Origin of the sequence: Promicromonospora sp. NPDC060204 (assembly GCF_042728455.1) — a bacterium.
Lineage (GTDB): Bacteria > Actinomycetota > Actinomycetes > Actinomycetales > Cellulomonadaceae > Promicromonospora.
This window is the reverse complement of sequence record NZ_JBHWZO010000158.1, coordinates 1-14,836: the sequence shown is the minus strand read 5'-3', so window position 1 is coordinate 14,836 and position 14,836 is coordinate 1. Positions and strand designations below refer to the sequence as shown.

The 14,836-nt window shown below is 74.5% G+C and carries 12 protein-coding genes; 7 read left to right on the top strand and 5 right to left on the bottom strand.

Translation table 11 applies throughout. The annotated features are described in order from the left end of the window. Positions 1–214: 214 nt before the first annotated feature. Positions 215–778: a peptide deformylase gene (gene def, locus ACFWEJ_RS19000; RefSeq protein WP_377230755.1), complete on the bottom strand. Its 564-nt coding sequence runs from the start codon at positions 776–778 to the stop codon at positions 215–217. Between the two features lie 104 nt (positions 779–882). On the opposite strand from def, the gene ACFWEJ_RS18995 reads away from it, so the two are divergent. Further along, positions 883–1,716, top strand: coding sequence for a phosphotransferase (locus ACFWEJ_RS18995; protein ID WP_377230754.1), 834 nt, complete (start codon positions 883–885; stop codon positions 1,714–1,716). Positions 1,717–1,759: 43 nt separating this feature from the next. Here ACFWEJ_RS18995 and ACFWEJ_RS18990 read toward each other — a convergent pair whose 3' ends face one another. Beyond that, positions 1,760–2,575 carry an SDR family NAD(P)-dependent oxidoreductase gene (locus ACFWEJ_RS18990; protein WP_377230753.1) on the bottom strand — a complete coding sequence of 272 codons (816 nt, stop codon included), beginning with the start codon at positions 2,573–2,575 and terminating at the stop codon, positions 1,760–1,762. A gap of 91 nt (positions 2,576–2,666) precedes the next feature. Between ACFWEJ_RS18990 and ACFWEJ_RS18985 the strand changes: the two genes are divergently transcribed. Beyond that, positions 2,667–3,089 (top strand): MarR family winged helix-turn-helix transcriptional regulator, encoded by a 423-nt coding sequence (locus ACFWEJ_RS18985; RefSeq protein WP_377230752.1) that lies wholly within the window; start codon positions 2,667–2,669, stop codon positions 3,087–3,089. Between the two features lie 33 nt (positions 3,090–3,122). Here the strand turns inward: ACFWEJ_RS18985 and ACFWEJ_RS18980 are convergent, their stop codons facing one another. From ACFWEJ_RS18980 to ACFWEJ_RS18970, 3 genes are all read right to left on the bottom strand, one after another. Further along, complete coding sequence (locus ACFWEJ_RS18980) at positions 3,123–3,758, bottom strand: hypothetical protein (RefSeq protein ID WP_377230751.1); 636 nt, start codon at positions 3,756–3,758, stop codon at positions 3,123–3,125. Then, a complete protein-coding gene (locus tag ACFWEJ_RS18975) occupies positions 3,755–4,927 on the bottom strand; it encodes a glycosyltransferase (RefSeq protein ID WP_377230750.1) in 1,173 nt (390 codons plus the stop codon). Before ACFWEJ_RS18975 ends, ACFWEJ_RS18980 begins: the two co-directional genes overlap by 4 nt. A 217-nt stretch (positions 4,928–5,144) precedes the next feature. After that, entirely contained in the window at positions 5,145–5,912 is a 768-nt protein-coding gene (locus ACFWEJ_RS18970; protein WP_377230749.1) for an IclR family transcriptional regulator, read from the bottom strand. 90 nt (positions 5,913–6,002) lie between these two features. On the opposite strand from ACFWEJ_RS18970, the gene hutH reads away from it, so the two are divergent. From hutH to ACFWEJ_RS18945, 5 genes are all read left to right on the top strand, one after another. After that, positions 6,003–7,628, top strand: a complete 1,626-nt coding sequence (hutH, locus tag ACFWEJ_RS18965) for a histidine ammonia-lyase (protein ID WP_377230748.1) — start codon at positions 6,003–6,005, stop codon at positions 7,626–7,628. A gap of 40 nt (positions 7,629–7,668) precedes the next feature. Next, the gene (hutU, locus tag ACFWEJ_RS18960; RefSeq protein WP_377230747.1) at positions 7,669–9,345 is read left to right on the top strand and encodes a urocanate hydratase; all 1,677 of its coding nucleotides are present in this window, start codon (positions 7,669–7,671) and stop codon (positions 9,343–9,345) included. Continuing rightward, a complete protein-coding gene (locus ACFWEJ_RS18955) occupies positions 9,342–11,108 on the top strand; it encodes a Zn-dependent hydrolase (protein ID WP_377230746.1) in 1,767 nt (588 codons plus the stop codon). The genes hutU and ACFWEJ_RS18955 overlap by 4 nt, the downstream gene beginning before the upstream one ends. A 109-nt stretch (positions 11,109–11,217) precedes the next feature. Then, positions 11,218–12,711: a formimidoylglutamate deiminase gene (locus tag ACFWEJ_RS18950; protein WP_377230745.1), complete on the top strand. Its 1,494-nt coding sequence runs from the start codon at positions 11,218–11,220 to the stop codon at positions 12,709–12,711. Beyond that, positions 12,708–14,180, top strand: coding sequence for an amidohydrolase family protein (locus ACFWEJ_RS18945; protein ID WP_377230744.1), 1,473 nt, complete (start codon positions 12,708–12,710; stop codon positions 14,178–14,180). The genes ACFWEJ_RS18950 and ACFWEJ_RS18945 overlap by 4 nt, the downstream gene beginning before the upstream one ends. Positions 14,181–14,836: the final 656 nt, after the last annotated feature.

Below are 14,836 nucleotides of genomic sequence, written 5' to 3'. Positions count from 1 at the left end.
CCGTCTGATCGAGCCGGCCCCCGATCGGGCCGCCGTCCGATCGAGCCGGTCCCCAAGGTGCCAAGTCCCCGAGCCGCCTGCCTCCGACGTACCTGCCTCCGCCGGGCCGGTCCCGGACCCGCCGGCCTTCGACATACCTGCCTCCGACAGGCCGGCCTCCGAACCGCCGGCCTCCGACGCGGCGGCCGGCCGCCCCGGCGGTCAGGACGGAGCCCTATACCGACGTCGGGCGGTGGTGGTCCAGGTAGTTCTGCGTCGTCGTGAGGCTCGTCATGTCGGGCATGCGGTCGAGGTAGACCAGGCCGTCGAGGTGGTCGATCTCGTGCTGGAAGACGCGCGCCGCATACCCGCTGACCTCGCTGGTCAGGATCTGCCCGGTCTCGTCGGTGTACCGGACCGTGATGGTCTCGGACCGGGGCACCAGGCCCAGGTACCCGGGCACGCTGAAGCAGCCCTCCCAGTCGAGGACGGTCTCGGCGGAGCGCTCCAGGACGGTCGGGTTCAGGATCTGGATGAGGCCGGTCTCGGGCCGGTCGGGGAAGACGTCGGTCCGGCGGACCTCGACGATCGCAGCCCGCACCGAGACGCCGATCTGCGGGGCCGCCAGCCCGGCGCCGTTCAGCTCGCGCAGCCGGGTGGTCAGGGTCGCCAGCAGCTCCTGGGCCCGGCCGGCCTCGATCTCCGAGGTGGGGGCCTTCAGCCGTGGGTCGCCGATCGTGACGAGGTCGTCGTCGGCGACACCCTTGATCCAGTTGTCGTCGCTGCGGTGCTGGCTCACTCGATTCCTTCCGGGCCGGGCGTGGTTCCGCGCCACCGTACCCGCGGCATGGTTCCGTGGGGCGCATCCACGCTCGGCTCAGGGCGCATCACCAGGGGAGACACATGTCGGACGCACGCCGGGACTGGCTCGCCGGGCTTCTCGCCGAGGCCGCCGCCCGGTTCGGCGTGACGCTCGACGGCGAGCCCGTCCGCGGGTCCTACGACCGGACCCTCGCCGCCCGGACGTCGGGCCCGGCGTGGCTGCGGGTCACGGCGCAGCCGCCCGAGTGGGCCCAGGGCGAGATCTGGGACGGCATCGCCACCGCGACGGGCGCGCCGTTCGACGCCATCCCGATGCCCCGGCACCTGCGGTCCGCGGAGTGGGCCACCCGGTGGGACGACGTCGACCAGGTCGTCCGGGCCGACCTCATGACCTTCGTGGACGAGCCCGCCGTGAGCACCGGCCTCGTGCTCGACCATCCGGTCGACCTGCCCGACGCCTGGTGGGCCGGGCTGCGGGTCGGGCTCGACACCCTGCGCCGGGTCACCGCGACCGAACGCCGGGTCCTGGAGCCCGACGCCGTCCGGTCCTCGATCCTCGCCCGGTTCGATGTGGAGATCGACCTCGGCCGCGTCGACTGGGAGGTCGCCCACGGCGACCTGCACTTCGGCAACCTCACCGCCCCGAACCTGACGATCCTGGACTGGGAGTACTGGGGGTGGGCGCCCGCCGGGTACGACGCCGCCGTCCTGGCCTGCTCCGCGATCCTCCGGCCCGACGTCGCCGCCCGGGTCCGCGCCGAGTTCGCCGACGTGCTCGGCACCTACTCCGGCGCCGTCGCCCAGCTCGCGGCCGCCGACAAGTACCTGCGGTTGGTCGGCATCGGCGCGTACCCGGAGATCGCGGACCCGGTCCGGCGTCGGGCGGCGACCGTCCTCCGGGACCAGCTCGGCTGACCGGCCGTGCGCGTGTACGGGCTGGTCCGCGCGGTGGGCGCCGTCAGGCGGCGGGCACCGCGCGGACGGCGTCGAGCCCCAGGGTGCGGTTGAGCTTTCCGGTGATCCGCGAGGTCACGGTGCGCGGGAGGAACCGCGGGAGCCAGGACCCGACCCGGTTCAGCTGCCGCCCCGGGTACGACGCGCTCCTGCCCCGGGCGAAGTCGTCGAGGGTCCGGCGGGCCACGTCGTCGGCGGAGTCGAGGAGCCGCTGGTCGACGGTGTGGGTGGTGCCCGCGAAGAACGCGGTGGCCGTCCCGCCGGGGTGCGCCGCCATCACGCGGACGCCCGTACCGCGCAGCTCCTCGGTCACCGCCTCGGTGAACGACAGGACGAACGCCTTGGTCGCGGCGTAGGCGGCCTGGTAGGGCATCGGCTGGAAGGCCGCGGTCGAGGCGACGTTGATGATGCCGCCGCGGCCCCGCGCCGCCATCGGGGTGCCGAACCCGTGGGTCAGCGCCATGAGTGCGGTGACGTTGAGGTCCACCGCCGTCTGCTGGGGCTCCAGCGGGCGGTCCAGGAAGGGGCCCGCCGGGCCCATGCCCGCGTTGTTGACCAGCAGGTCGACCGGTTCCGAGGCGGGGTCCAGGTCGCGCAGGAGGGCGGCGACCTGGTCGGGGTCCGTCAGGTCCGCCGCGCGGGTGGTCACCGCGACGTCGTGCGCGGCGCGGATCCGGGCGGCCAGCGCGTCGATCTCCGGGGCCGAGCGCGCGACGAGCACGAGGTCCGAGCCGCGCCGGGCGAGCTCGATCGCATAGGCCGTGCCGAGCCCGCGAGAGGCGCCGGTCACGAGGGTGGTGGTGCCGCGGTAGCTGTACATGGTCCGCCTTCGTCCGTGGATGCTTCGAGTCTCGAAGTAGTTCGGACCCTAACACCTTCGAGTCTCGAACTAATACGGCTAGGATCGCCGGATGAGCCAGACCGATCTCGAAGCCGTCGTCCGGGCGAACCACGAGCTCTTCATGCTCACGGGCGACCGGGCGGCCGACGTCGTCGCGCGGCACCGGCTCACGCTCCAGACGGCGCAGGCGCTGTGGGTCATCGACCCGGAAGAGGCGCCGCCGTCGATGAAGGTGATGAGCGAGCGCCTGCACTGCAACGCGCCGAACCTGAGCTTCGTGACCAACCAGCTCGTCGAACGGGGCCTGGTCGAGCGCGCCACGGACCCGCACGACCGCCGGTCGCGCGTCGTCGTCCTGACCGCGGAGGGCCGGCGCGTGCGCACCGAGATCATCGTCGGGACGCTGGACCGGACCCCGTTCGCCGGCCTGGACGCGGACGACCTGCGGGAGCTGGCCGGGCTGCTGGCAAAAGCGCTCGCGGCGCGGGACTGAGGGCCGGAGACCCGGTTCGGAAGGCGCGTGCGCTCAGGTCGCGGGATTCCCGTCGCAGAGATTCTCCGGGGCTTCCGAACCACAGATGTACATCTGCCACTCACTGACCACGCCGAACTTCCTGCCGTCCGGCGTCGTGTAGCGGACCGTGAGGTCCCCGACGTGGGCGCCGCCCTCGTCCGACTTCACCGCGACGAGCAGCTCCTCGGTCTGGCCCGAGTTGTCGGCGCTGTCCGCGCAGGTTCGCTCGACCCGGAAGCCATCGACCCCCTCGTGGATGCTGCCCGAGAGGGCAACGGGACCGTCCTGGAGCGGCGTGCCGCGCATACTAGCGATCGGGTCCGAGCTCGAGTCGTCGAACGACCGGAGGAAGACCCGCACGGAGAGCGGGTCCAGATCCTTGTCGCTCGTCCAGTCGACGCCGTCGATCACGATCGGACCGTCTCCGTCGGCGATGCAGGGAAAGAAGGACCCGAACGTCGTCGTCCAGGTTCCGCCCGGCGCGCGATCTTCCGCGGACGCGGCGAAGGCCCCGCCTCCCGAGTGCAAGGACAGGGGGTGCTCGTCGTCGTCGCCGTGCATCGTGATCCCGGTGTCCGCCTGGCAACCCGACATCAGGGCCAGCGCGGCGACGGCCAGTACTGTCCTGACACCCGCCGAGCCGCTCACCTCCGCGGGCCTGCGACCTCCAGCAGCAGGTCCACGAGCCGCTCGGCGGCGTCGGGCACCCCGTTCTTGCGGGCGGCGTCGGCCATGCGCTCGCGCCGTCCGGCGTCGTCCAGGAGCCCGGCCAGCGCCCCGCGGAGGTCCGAGAACGTGAGGTCGCCCTCCAGGGCGACGGCCGCGCCCAGGTCCTGCAGCCGGCGAGCGTTGTGCGCCTGCTCGTTCCCGGCGGACGATGCCAGCGGGATCAGCACCGCGGGCTTGCCCAGCGCCGTCAGCTCGGCGATGGTCCCGGCCCCGCTGCGGGAGATGACGACGTCGGCCAGGGCGAGCACGTCGGGCAGCTCCGCCCCGACGAACCCGAGCACGCGGTACCGCGCGGCCAGCTCCGCCGGGAGCGTGGCGGTGCGCTCAAACATCTCCTTGAGATTGTTCGGGCCGCACTGGTGGATCACGTTCGCCCGCTGGAGCATCCAGGGCAGCGTCTCGGCGACCAGCTCGTTGATCTGCACCGACCCCTGCGCGCCGCCCGTGACGTACAGGACGGGCAGGTCGGGGTCGAACGAGTCGAGGCCCAGCGCGTCGACGGCCTTGAGCGGCTCGCCGGTCAGCACCTCGGCGCGCACCGGGTTGCCGGTCACCACGGCCCGCTCGCGCACGGCGTCGGGCAGGAGCTCCAGGGTGGACGGCGACGACACGGCGACGCGCGTCGCCCGCTTGGCCAGCAGGCGGTTGGCCAGCCCGAGCCGCACGGTCTGCTCGTGCACCACGAGCGGACGCCGGACCAGGCCCGCCGCGATGCCGACCGGCACGGCGACGTAGCCGCCGGTCGACAGGATCACGTCCGGCTTGAAGTCGGCGACGATCGACCGGGCCTGCGCGACGCCGAGCGGCACCCGCGCCATGTCCTTCATGTTGCTGGCCGACAGCATGCCCAGCGGGTTGGCCGACCGGCGCAGCTTGCCCGTCGCGACCGGTAGGAACCGGATGCCCTCGGACGCCGTGACCCGGGCCTCCAGCCCGTCGGCCGTGCCCGCCCACAGGACGCTGACGGCGGTGCCCGACTCGGCCAGCCGGGACTGCAGCGCGCGCAGCGTCGTGAGTGCCGGATACGTGTGGCCGCCGGTCCCGCCACCGGTGACGAGCAGTCGGAACTCGGACGGCTGTGAACTCACGAGACATCTCCCTGGACGGCAGCGGAAGGGGGCGTGATGTCCACTCTAGGGGGTCGACGGCGGTCGTCCGCTTCGCCAGTGAGGTACGGATAGTCGCAGTTCAGCGGGTCTTCTTCGAGGTCAGAGTTTCTCCTCTTTCAGCGCCCCGAAAGCGGAGAAACTCTGGCCTCGAAGAGGAGCGCGAGGAGCCCTTCGACGACCCCCGGTGAGACGTAGATCACCGCGCCCCGAGCCGTCGGCTGACCTCGCGCGCCGCCCGGGTCGCCTGCTCCGCGAGGCCGGCCCGGGCGTCGTCGTCGTACGCCTCCGAGCGGAACGTGATCGCGAGTCCTGCGACCGGGCGGCCCGTGTGGTCGACGACGGCGGCGGCCACCGACGCGAAGCCCGTCGTCACCTCGCCGTCCTCCACCGCGAAGCCGCGCGCCCGGGCGAGGCGCAGCACGTCGCGCAGCTCACGGAGGGTGCGTGGCCCGGCGCCGGTCAGGTCGGTGAACGACCCCGGCGTCGGGTACAGGGCCCGCACCTGCGCCGGCGGCAGTAGTGCGAGGACCGCCCGGCCGCTGGCGGTGAGGTGGCTCGGGAGGTGGACGTCGACGTCGGTCACCAGGGGCGGGCGGCCCGCCGCGCGCTGCTCCACCAGGTACAGCACCTCCCGCCCGTTGAGGACGGCGAGGTGCCCGTTCTCGCCCGCGGCCTCCACCAGGCGCGCGACGACGGGCGCGGCCAGGCGGGTGAGCGGCGCCTGCCGCGTGTAGGCGCTGCCCAGGCCGAGCGCCGCGACGCCCAGGCCGTAGCGGCGCTCGTCGGGGAAGTGCCGCACGAAACCCTCGTCGCCCAGCACGGAGAGCAGGTGGTAGACGCTGGACCGGGGCACCCCGATGCCGTGCGCGATCGCACCCGCGGGCACCGGACCCGGCTGCGCCGCGAGGAACGAGAGCAGCCGCGCGGTGCTTCGCGCGGCGGGAACGGCGCTGCTGCCGGCCACTGTTTCCTCCCGGGTGAGTCGTCTTGTATCCCAGACTCTATCGATGCCTCCGCCCGCGCCATCCGGGCCGCCGCGGGGTTCGATGAGCGCATGAGCACCCTGCACGACGCGGCGACGACGCCCGCCACCGGCGTGGCCGACCGCGAGGAAACCCCGCACGACCTGCCCCCGCACGTCGTGCTCGACGGCACCCCGCTGACCGTCGAGCAGGTCGTCGCCGTCGCCCGCCACGGCGCGACCGTCGAGATCCACGAGAGCGCGCTGGCCCGCATGGCGCAGACCCGCGCCGTGATCGACGACCTCGCCCACGACGCCGCGCCGCACTACGGCGTCTCCACCGGCTTCGGCGCGCTCGCCCGCCGGCACATCCCCGCCGAGATGCGGGCGCAGCTCCAGGTCAGCCTCGTGCGCTCGCACGCGGCCGGGTCCGGGCCGCAGGTCGAGACCGAGGTGGTGCGGGCGCTCCAGCTCCTCCGCCTCGCGACCCTGGTCACCGGCCACACCGGCGCGCGTCCTGTCACCGCGCAGACCTACGCCGCCCTGCTCGACGCCGGGATCACTCCCGTGGTGCACGAGTACGGGTCCCTAGGCTGCTCCGGCGACCTCGCGCCGCTCGCGCACGTGGCGCTCGCCGCGATGGGTGAGGGTCGCGTGCGGGTGGACGGCGAGGAGGTCGACGCCGCCCGGGCGCTCGCCGACGCCGGGATCGAGCCGCTCGTGCTCGCCGAGAAGGAGGGTCTGGCCCTCATCAACGGCACCGACGGCATGCTCGGCATGCTCTGCCTCGCGATCCATGACCTGCGCCGCCTGCTCACCACGGCCGACGTCGCGGCGTCCCTGTCCGTCGAGGCCCTGCTCGGGTCGGACGCGCCCTTCGCCGAGGACCTGGTCGGCCTGCGCCCGCACCCTGGGCAGGCGGCGTCGGCGTCGAACATGCGCCGCCTCCTGGCGGGGTCGCCGCTCATGGCGAGCCACCGCGAGCTGGACGACGCCGGAAACCCCGTGTGCACCCGCGTGCAGGACGCATACTCCCTGCGCTGCGCGCCCCAGGTGCACGGCGCCGCCCGCGACACCCTGGACCACGCCGCCATCGTCGCGGGCCGGGAGCTCGCCTCCGCGATCGACAACCCCGTCGTCACGTCGGACGGGCGCGTCGAGTCGAACGGCAACTTCCACGGTGCGCCCGTGGCCTATGTGCTCGACTTTCTCGCCATCGCGGCCGCCGACCTGGCGAGCATGAGCGAGCGGCGCACCGACCGGTTCCTCGACGTCGCGCGCAACGAGGGGCTGCCCGCATTCCTCGCGCACGACCCCGGCGTCGACTCCGGGCACATGATCGCCCAGTACACGGCCGCCGGGATCGTCTCCGAGCTCAAGCGGCTCGCGGCGCCCGCGAGCGTGGACTCCATCCCGAGCTCCGCCATGCAGGAGGACCACGTGTCGATGGGCTGGGCCGGCGCCCGCAAGCTGCGCCGCTCCGTGGACGGGCTCACCCGGGTGCTGGCGATCGAGGTGCTCACGGCCGCGCGCGCCCTGGACCTGCGGGAAGAGGCCCCGGCGGCGGGTACGGCAGCGGTGCACGACGCCGTCCGCGCCGTCGTGCCCGGTCCGGGACCGGACCGCTACCTCGCCCCGGAGATCGAGCACGTGGTGGGGCTCGTGGCCGGCGGAGAGGTCGTGGCGGCGGCCGCGGGCGCCGTCGGACACCTGCACTGAGCCGCACCTACACCCCAGCCGAGAGCCGAAGGAGACCCAAGTGAACCAGCCGTACGACCGGGGGACCCCCGTCCCCGTCCGCGCCCCGCGCGGCACCACCCTGACCGCCCGGAGCTGGCAGACCGAGGCGCCGCTGCGCATGCTCATGAACAACCTCGACCCCGAGGTGGCCGAGCGGCCCGACGACCTGGTGGTCTACGGCGGTACCGGCCGGGCGGCGCGGGACTGGCCGAGCTACCACGCGATCGTCCGCTCGCTGACGGACCTGCGCGAGGACGAGACTCTCCTGGTCCAGTCCGGCCGGCCCGTGGGCGTGCTGCGCACGCACGAGTGGGCGCCGCGCGTGCTCATCGCCAACTCCAACCTCGTGGGCGACTGGGCCACGTGGCCCGAGCACCGGCGGCTGGAGCAGCTCGGCCTGACCATGTACGGGCAGATGACGGCCGGGTCCTGGATCTACATCGGCACCCAGGGGATCCTCCAGGGCACGTACGAGACGTTCGCGGCAGTCGCCGCCAAGAGGTTCGGCGGCACGCTGGCGGGCACGCTCACCCTGACCGGCGGCTGCGGCGGCATGGGCGGGGCCCAGCCCCTGGCCGTCACGCTCAACGGCGGCGTGTGCCTCGTGGTCGACGTCGACCCGGCCCGTCTGCACCGGCGCGTCGAGACGCGCTACCTCGACGTCGTCGCCTCCTCGCTGGACGAAGGCGTGGAGCTGGCGCTGGCCGCGAAGAAGGACCGGCGCGCGCTGTCGGTGGGCGTGGTCGGCAACTCCGCCGACGTCGTGCCGGAGCTGCTGCGCCGCGGCGTCGAGGTCGACGTCGTCACGGACCAGACCTCGGCGCACGACCCGCTCTCCTACCTGCCGTCGGGGGTGGAGCTGGCGGACTGGGCCGACCTCGCGGAGAAGGACCCCGACGGGTTCACCGAGCGGGCGCGCGAGTCGATGGCGCGGCACGTCGAGGGCATGGTCGGCTTCCAGGACGCGGGCGCCGAGGTGTTCGACTACGGCAACTCGATCCGCGACGAGGCGCGCCAGGGCGGCTACGGCCGGGCGTTCGACTTCCCGGGATTTGTGCCGGCGTACATCCGGCCGCTGTTCGCCGAGGGCAAGGGGCCGTTCCGCTGGGCGGCGCTGTCCGGGGACGAGCGGGACATCGCGGTGACCGACCAGGCCGTGCTCGACCTGTTCCCCGACGACGACCACCTTGGCCGCTGGATCCGCGCCGCCCAGGAGCGGGTCGCGTTCCAGGGGCTGCCCGCGCGGATCTGCTGGCTCGGGCACGGGGAGCGCGACGTCGCGGGTCTGCGGTTCAACGAGCTCGTGGCGTCGGGGGAGATCTCCGCGCCGCTCGCGATCGGGCGCGACCACCTGGACTCTGGCTCCGTGGCCTCCCCGTACCGGGAGACGGAGTCGATGGCCGACGGTTCGGACGCGATCGCGGACTGGCCGCTGCTGAACGCCCTGGTCAACACGGCGTCGGGCGCCACGTGGGTGTCGCTGCACCACGGCGGCGGCGTCGGCATGGGGCGCTCGATCCACGCCGGGCAGGTGTCTGTCGCGGACGGGACGGCGCTCGCCGCGGAGAAGCTCGCCCGGGTCCTGGCGAACGACCCCGCGACGGGTGTGCTGCGGCACGTCGACGCCGGGTACGACGACGCCGTCGCAGCCGCCGAGCGCGGCGGGCTGCGGGTGCCGATGCGGGAGGGGGCGTGACGGGTTCCGGTCGGGTGTCGGACGGCGGGCGCAGAGGGCCCGGCAGTGCGGCGCCGGGCGCGGGCTCGAGCAGGGTGGGCTCGGCCGGTGGGACCGGCGTCGGCGGGCTGCTCGCGGCGATCGCCGACGTCGGGCGGGCGCCGTCCGGCGGGTACGAGCGGTTCGCCTGGACCGGGCACGACCTCGCCCTGCGCGAGTGGTTCGCCGGCGAGGCCGCGGCGCGCGGTCTGGACGTGACCGTGGACCGGGCCGGGAACCAGTGGGCGTGGTGGGGCGACCCGGACGCCGACGGTCCCGGCGTCGTGACCGGCAGTCACCTCGACTCGGTGCCGGGCGGCGGCCCGTTCGACGGCCCGCTCGGTGTGGCGAGCGCGTTCGCGGCGCTCGACGCGCTGCGGGCTTCTGGTGTGACGCCGGTCAGACCGCTCGGGATCGTGAACTTCTCCGACGAGGAGGGGGCGCGATTCGGGCTCGCCTGTCTCGGCTCGCGGGCCGTGACGGGAACCGTCTCGGCGGAGCGGCTGCTGGCGCTGCGCGACCGGGCGGGGGACAGCCTCGCGGACGTGCTGGGGCGGGTCGGTGGTTCGGGCACGGCCGGCGGGTCCGGCGGGTTCGGCGGGTTCGGCGGGTTCGGCGGGTTCGGTGCGCCCGGCGGCGGTGGCGCGGCCGGCTCGACGCGCGCGGGCGGCTCGGGCGGCGTGGCCAGCTCGACCCTCGGGCCCGGCGGCGTGCGGCTCGAGCACTACGGGCGCGACGACGAGGCCGTCGCGCGCATCGGCGTCTTCGTCGAGCTGCACGTGGAGCAGGGTCGGTATCTCGCCGACCTGCCCGACGACGAGGCGGCGCCGGTCGCCGTCGGTGCCGCGATCTGGCCGCACGGCCGCTGGCGCGTCGACCTCGCGGGCGAGGCCAACCACGCCGGCACCACACCGCTGGCGCACCGGCACGACCCGATGCTCGACCTCGCGCGGCTCATCACCGACGTCCGAGCCGCAGCCGAGCACGCCGGGGCGCTCGCGACGCTGGCCAAGGTCGAGGTCGAGCCGAACGGCGTCAACGCGATCCCGTCCCGGGTGCGCGCCTGGATCGACGCCCGCGCGCAAACGGAACAGGCCGTCCGTTCGGTGATCGGCGCGCCCGCACCGCCGTCCGACCCCTCGAACGTAGGGGACATCGCCGCAAGAGCGCTCATGAAGCGACCAACCCTACGTTCGACGATTGCCGATCAAGCGATCGGCGATTCGTCGACCAGCGATCCGTCGAACAGCAGGCCGTCGAACGTAGACGTAGTCGCCGCATCAGGGCTTACAGAGCGACCAGGCCTACGTTCGGCCGTCGACGGTGGAGCCGCGATCGGTGAGGGGGTTCGGAGCCGTGCTGGCGGGCGGGGGCTCGCCGGGTGGCGGCCCGTCGAGGAGTCCTGGACGCCCGCGACGGTGTTCGACCCGGCGCTCGCGGCGCGGCTCGCCGACGTCGTCGGGCGGCCGGGCTCCGCCCTGCCCGCACCGGTGATCGGCACGGGCGCCGGGCACGACGCCGGCATCCTCGCGGCGGCCGGCGTGCCGACCGCGATGCTGTTCGTGCGTAACCCGACGGGGGTGTCGCACTCACCGGCCGAGTACGCGGAACTGGCCGACTGCGACGCCGGAGTCGAGGCCCTGACCGCCGTCCTCACGGACCTGCTGACGACCCCGGCCTTCCCGCCGTCCGGACCGGACCGGGCTGCCCGGCCGGCCGGGCGCGCGCCGTTGGCCCAGCCGTGATCCCCTTCGAGGCCCGAGTTTCTCCGCTTTGCGGCCCGTCAAAGCGAAGAAACCCGGGCCTCAAAGGGGACTACCGAACAGAGAGAGCGTGGAACGTAAGGGGAGAGCCGTGACGAGCTTCTGGTGCGAACGGGCCTGGCTGCCGGGGCCGGACGAGGCGCTCAGCGGTGCCCCCGGCGGTGCCCCCGGCGGCGCGCCCGCCGGCGCCCCCGGCCGGGTCGTCGAGCGCGGCCACGTCGTCGCGTCCGTGCGGGTCGAGACCGACAGGGGCCGGATCACCGCCGTCGAGCCCGGCGTCCCGGCGTCGGACGGCGACGTGCGCCTGCGCGGCGTCGTGCTCCCCGGGCTCGCCGACGCACACTCGCACGCGTTCCACCGCGCCCTGCGCGGGCGAACCCACGCCGACGGCGGGTCGTTCTGGACGTGGCGCCAGGGCATGTACGCCCTGGCCAGGGTCCTGACGCCCGCCCGGTACGAACGCCTGGCCCGTGCGCTCTTCGCGGAGCTGGCGCTCGGCGGGACCACCGCCGTCGGCGAGTTCCACTACGTGCACCACCGCGCCGACGGGACGCCGTACCCCGCCGCCGAGGGCGGCCCGAACGCCATGGCTGAGGCCCTGCGGTCTGCCGCGCGCGACGCCGGCGTGCACCTCACGCTGCTCGACACCTGCTACCTGCACGGCGGCCTCGGCCCCGCGGGGCACGAACCGCTCGCGCCGGAACAGGCCCGGTTCGGCGACGGCACCGTCGAGCAGTGGGCCCGGCGCGTCGACGCGCTGCGCGCGGCCTGGGCCGACGACGACCGGGTGCTGGTCGGCGCCGCCGCCCACTCGGTGCGCGCCGTCGCACCGGCCGAGCTCGCCGCGGTCGCCCGCTGGGCCCGGGACGCCGGAGCGCCGCTGCACGTCCACCTGTCCGAGCAGCCCGGGGAGAACGAGGCGGCGCTCGCGGCCTTCGGCGTCACGCCGACGCGGCTCCTGCACGACGCCGGGGCGCTCGGCCCCGGCACCACGGCGGTGCACGCGGTGCACCTGACCGACGACGACGTCGCGCTGCTGGGCACCTCGGGCACGGGCGTCTGCCTCTGCCCGACGACGGAGCGCGACCTCGCCGACGGCATCGCCCCCGGGCTCCGGCTGCTGCGCGCGGGCAGCCCGCTGTCGGTCGGCACGGACCAGCACGTCGGCGCCGACGTGCTCGCGGAGGCGCGCGGCGTCGAGGAGCACGAGCGCCTCGCGGGCGGCCGGCGCGGCGCGTTCGACCCCGCGGCCCTGATCGAGCTGGCGACGTCGGCCGGGCACGCGGCGCTCGGCCGGCCCGACGCCGGCCGCATCGCCGTGGGCGCGCCCGCCGACCTTGTCGCGGTGCGTCTCGACACGCCGCGCACCGCCGGGGCCGACCCCGCGCAGGTCGCGCTGGTCGCGGGTGCCGCGGACGTGTCGGACGTCGTGGCGGGCGGCGAGCACGTGGTGCGCGACGGCGTGCACCGGGCCGGCGACGTGGCGCGGATGCTCGCCGAGGCGATCGACGAGATCTGGGCCGCGGCGGAGCAGGACATCACGCGGGACCCGAAGCACGACATCACCAGGGGGAGCGACGCATGAGCGTGCTGCTGACGAACATCGGCGAGCTGGTCACCAACGACCCGGCACACGGCGGGTCGGGGCCGGCCGGGGGCGGGACCATGCCGGGCGGCCGGGGAACCGTGGCCGACGGGATCGGCGTCGTGCCGGACGCCGCCGTCGTCATCGAGGACGGGCGCGTCGCCTGGACGGGACCGGCGGCGTCGGCCCCGGCGGCGGACGACGTCGTCGACCTCGAAGGACGCTGCGTGCTCCCGGGGTTCGTCGATTCCCACTCGCACACCGTGTTCGCGGGCGACCGTGCCGCCGAGTTCGCCGCGCGCATGACCGGCGAGCCCTACACCGGCGGCGGCATCGCGACCACGGTCGCCGCGACCCGCGCCGCGAGCGAGGACGAGCTCCGGGCGCGCGGCCGGGCGCTCGTGCACGAGATGCTCGCGCAGGGCACCACGACCGTCGAGATCAAGAGCGGCTACGGCCAGGACGTCGCCACCGAGGCCCGCACCCTGCGGATCGCCCGCGAGCTCACCCCGGAGACGACGTACCTCGGCGCCCACACCGTCCCCACCGAGTACGCCGCCGACCGCGCCGGCTACGTCGACCTCGTGACCGGCCCGATGCTCGCCGCCTGCGCGCCGCACGCCCGCTGGGTCGACGTGTTCTGCGAGCCCGCCGCACCCACGGCGTTCGACGAGGACGAGGCGCGCGCCGTCCTGCACGCCGGGCTGCGCGCGGGACTCGGCGCGCGGGTGCACGGCAACCAGCTCTCGGCCGGCCCGGGCGTGCGGCTCGCCGTCGAGGTCGGGGCGGCGAGCGTGGACCACTGCACCCACCTGACCGACGTCGACGTCGCCGCGCTGGCGGACTCGTGGAGCGGCGGCCTCGCCTCCGGCAGCTTCGGTCCCGGAGGGGCGCCCTCTGCCGACGTCGGGCCGGGGAACGGAAGGTCTGCCGACGTCGGGCCCGGAAGTGGGCGATCTGTCGATCCCGGGTACGTGCAGTTTGTCGACGTCCGGCCCGGAAGTGGGCGATCTGCCGAGCCCGGGTACGTGCAGTTTGCCGACGTCGGGCCCGGGAGTGGGCGGCCTGCCGACGTCGGGCAGGGCGCCGGGCACGGCACCGTCGCGACGCTGCTGCCCGCTATCGAGTTCTCCACACGGTCGCCGTATCCCGACGCCCGCCGGCTGCTGGCCGCGGGCGTCCCCGTCGCGCTGGCCACGGACTGCAACCCCGGCTCGGGCTACTCGTCGTCCATGCCGTTCGTGGTGGCGCTCGCGGTACGCGAGATGCGCATGAGTCCCGCGGAGGCCCTCTGGTCGGCGACGGCGGGCGGGGCGCTCGCGCTCCGCCGGGACGACGTCGGACACCTGGGCGTCGGCGCCCGCGCCGACCTGACCGTGCTCGACGCCCCGAGCCACACCTACCTCGCGTACCGCCCGGGCGTCCCGCTGATCCACCAGGTCTGGCAGAACGGCACCCGCGCCGTCTGACAAGGCCGCGCCGTCTGATGTGGCCTGCGCCGTCTGACGTGGCCTGCGCCGTCTGACGTGGCCTGCGCCGTCTGACGTAGCCCGCGTCGTCTGACGTAGCCGAAGGCTCGGGCCAGCCCGGCCGACCTGCCCGCTTTGCCCGACTCGCCCGCGGGGTGCTCCCCTTTGAGGCCCGGGTTTCTCAGCTTTGGCTGGTCCGAAAGCGAAGAAACCTGGGCCTCAAAGGTGATGTCCGCGCGAGGGGGTGTCGGCGTCAGCCCCGAACGAGCCCACAGCCGAACGTGGGGCGAACGTAGGGTTGGTCGCTTCAAGAGAGCCCATGGAGCGACCAACCCTACGTTCGACGGCGGCCCTCGCCGCGTTGATCGGGTCGCTGTCGATCTCGGCGTGCAGATGCGCCGTGCCGGTCGACGGCGGCCCTTGCGGTGATCGCGCCAGCGCGGTGGACGGCGGGCCTTGCGGTGATCGCGCCAGCGCGGTGGACGGCGGGCCTTGCGGTGATCGCGCCAGCGCCGGTCGACGGCGGACGACGCCGCTCGGGTCGGTCGCTGACGTCGGCCCGGGCGGCCCCGAGCGATTCCGACCGACCCCGGGCGGCACCCGGCGGCCCCACAACTGAACGTAGGGTTGGTGGCTCTAAGAGGGCTCTTAGAGCC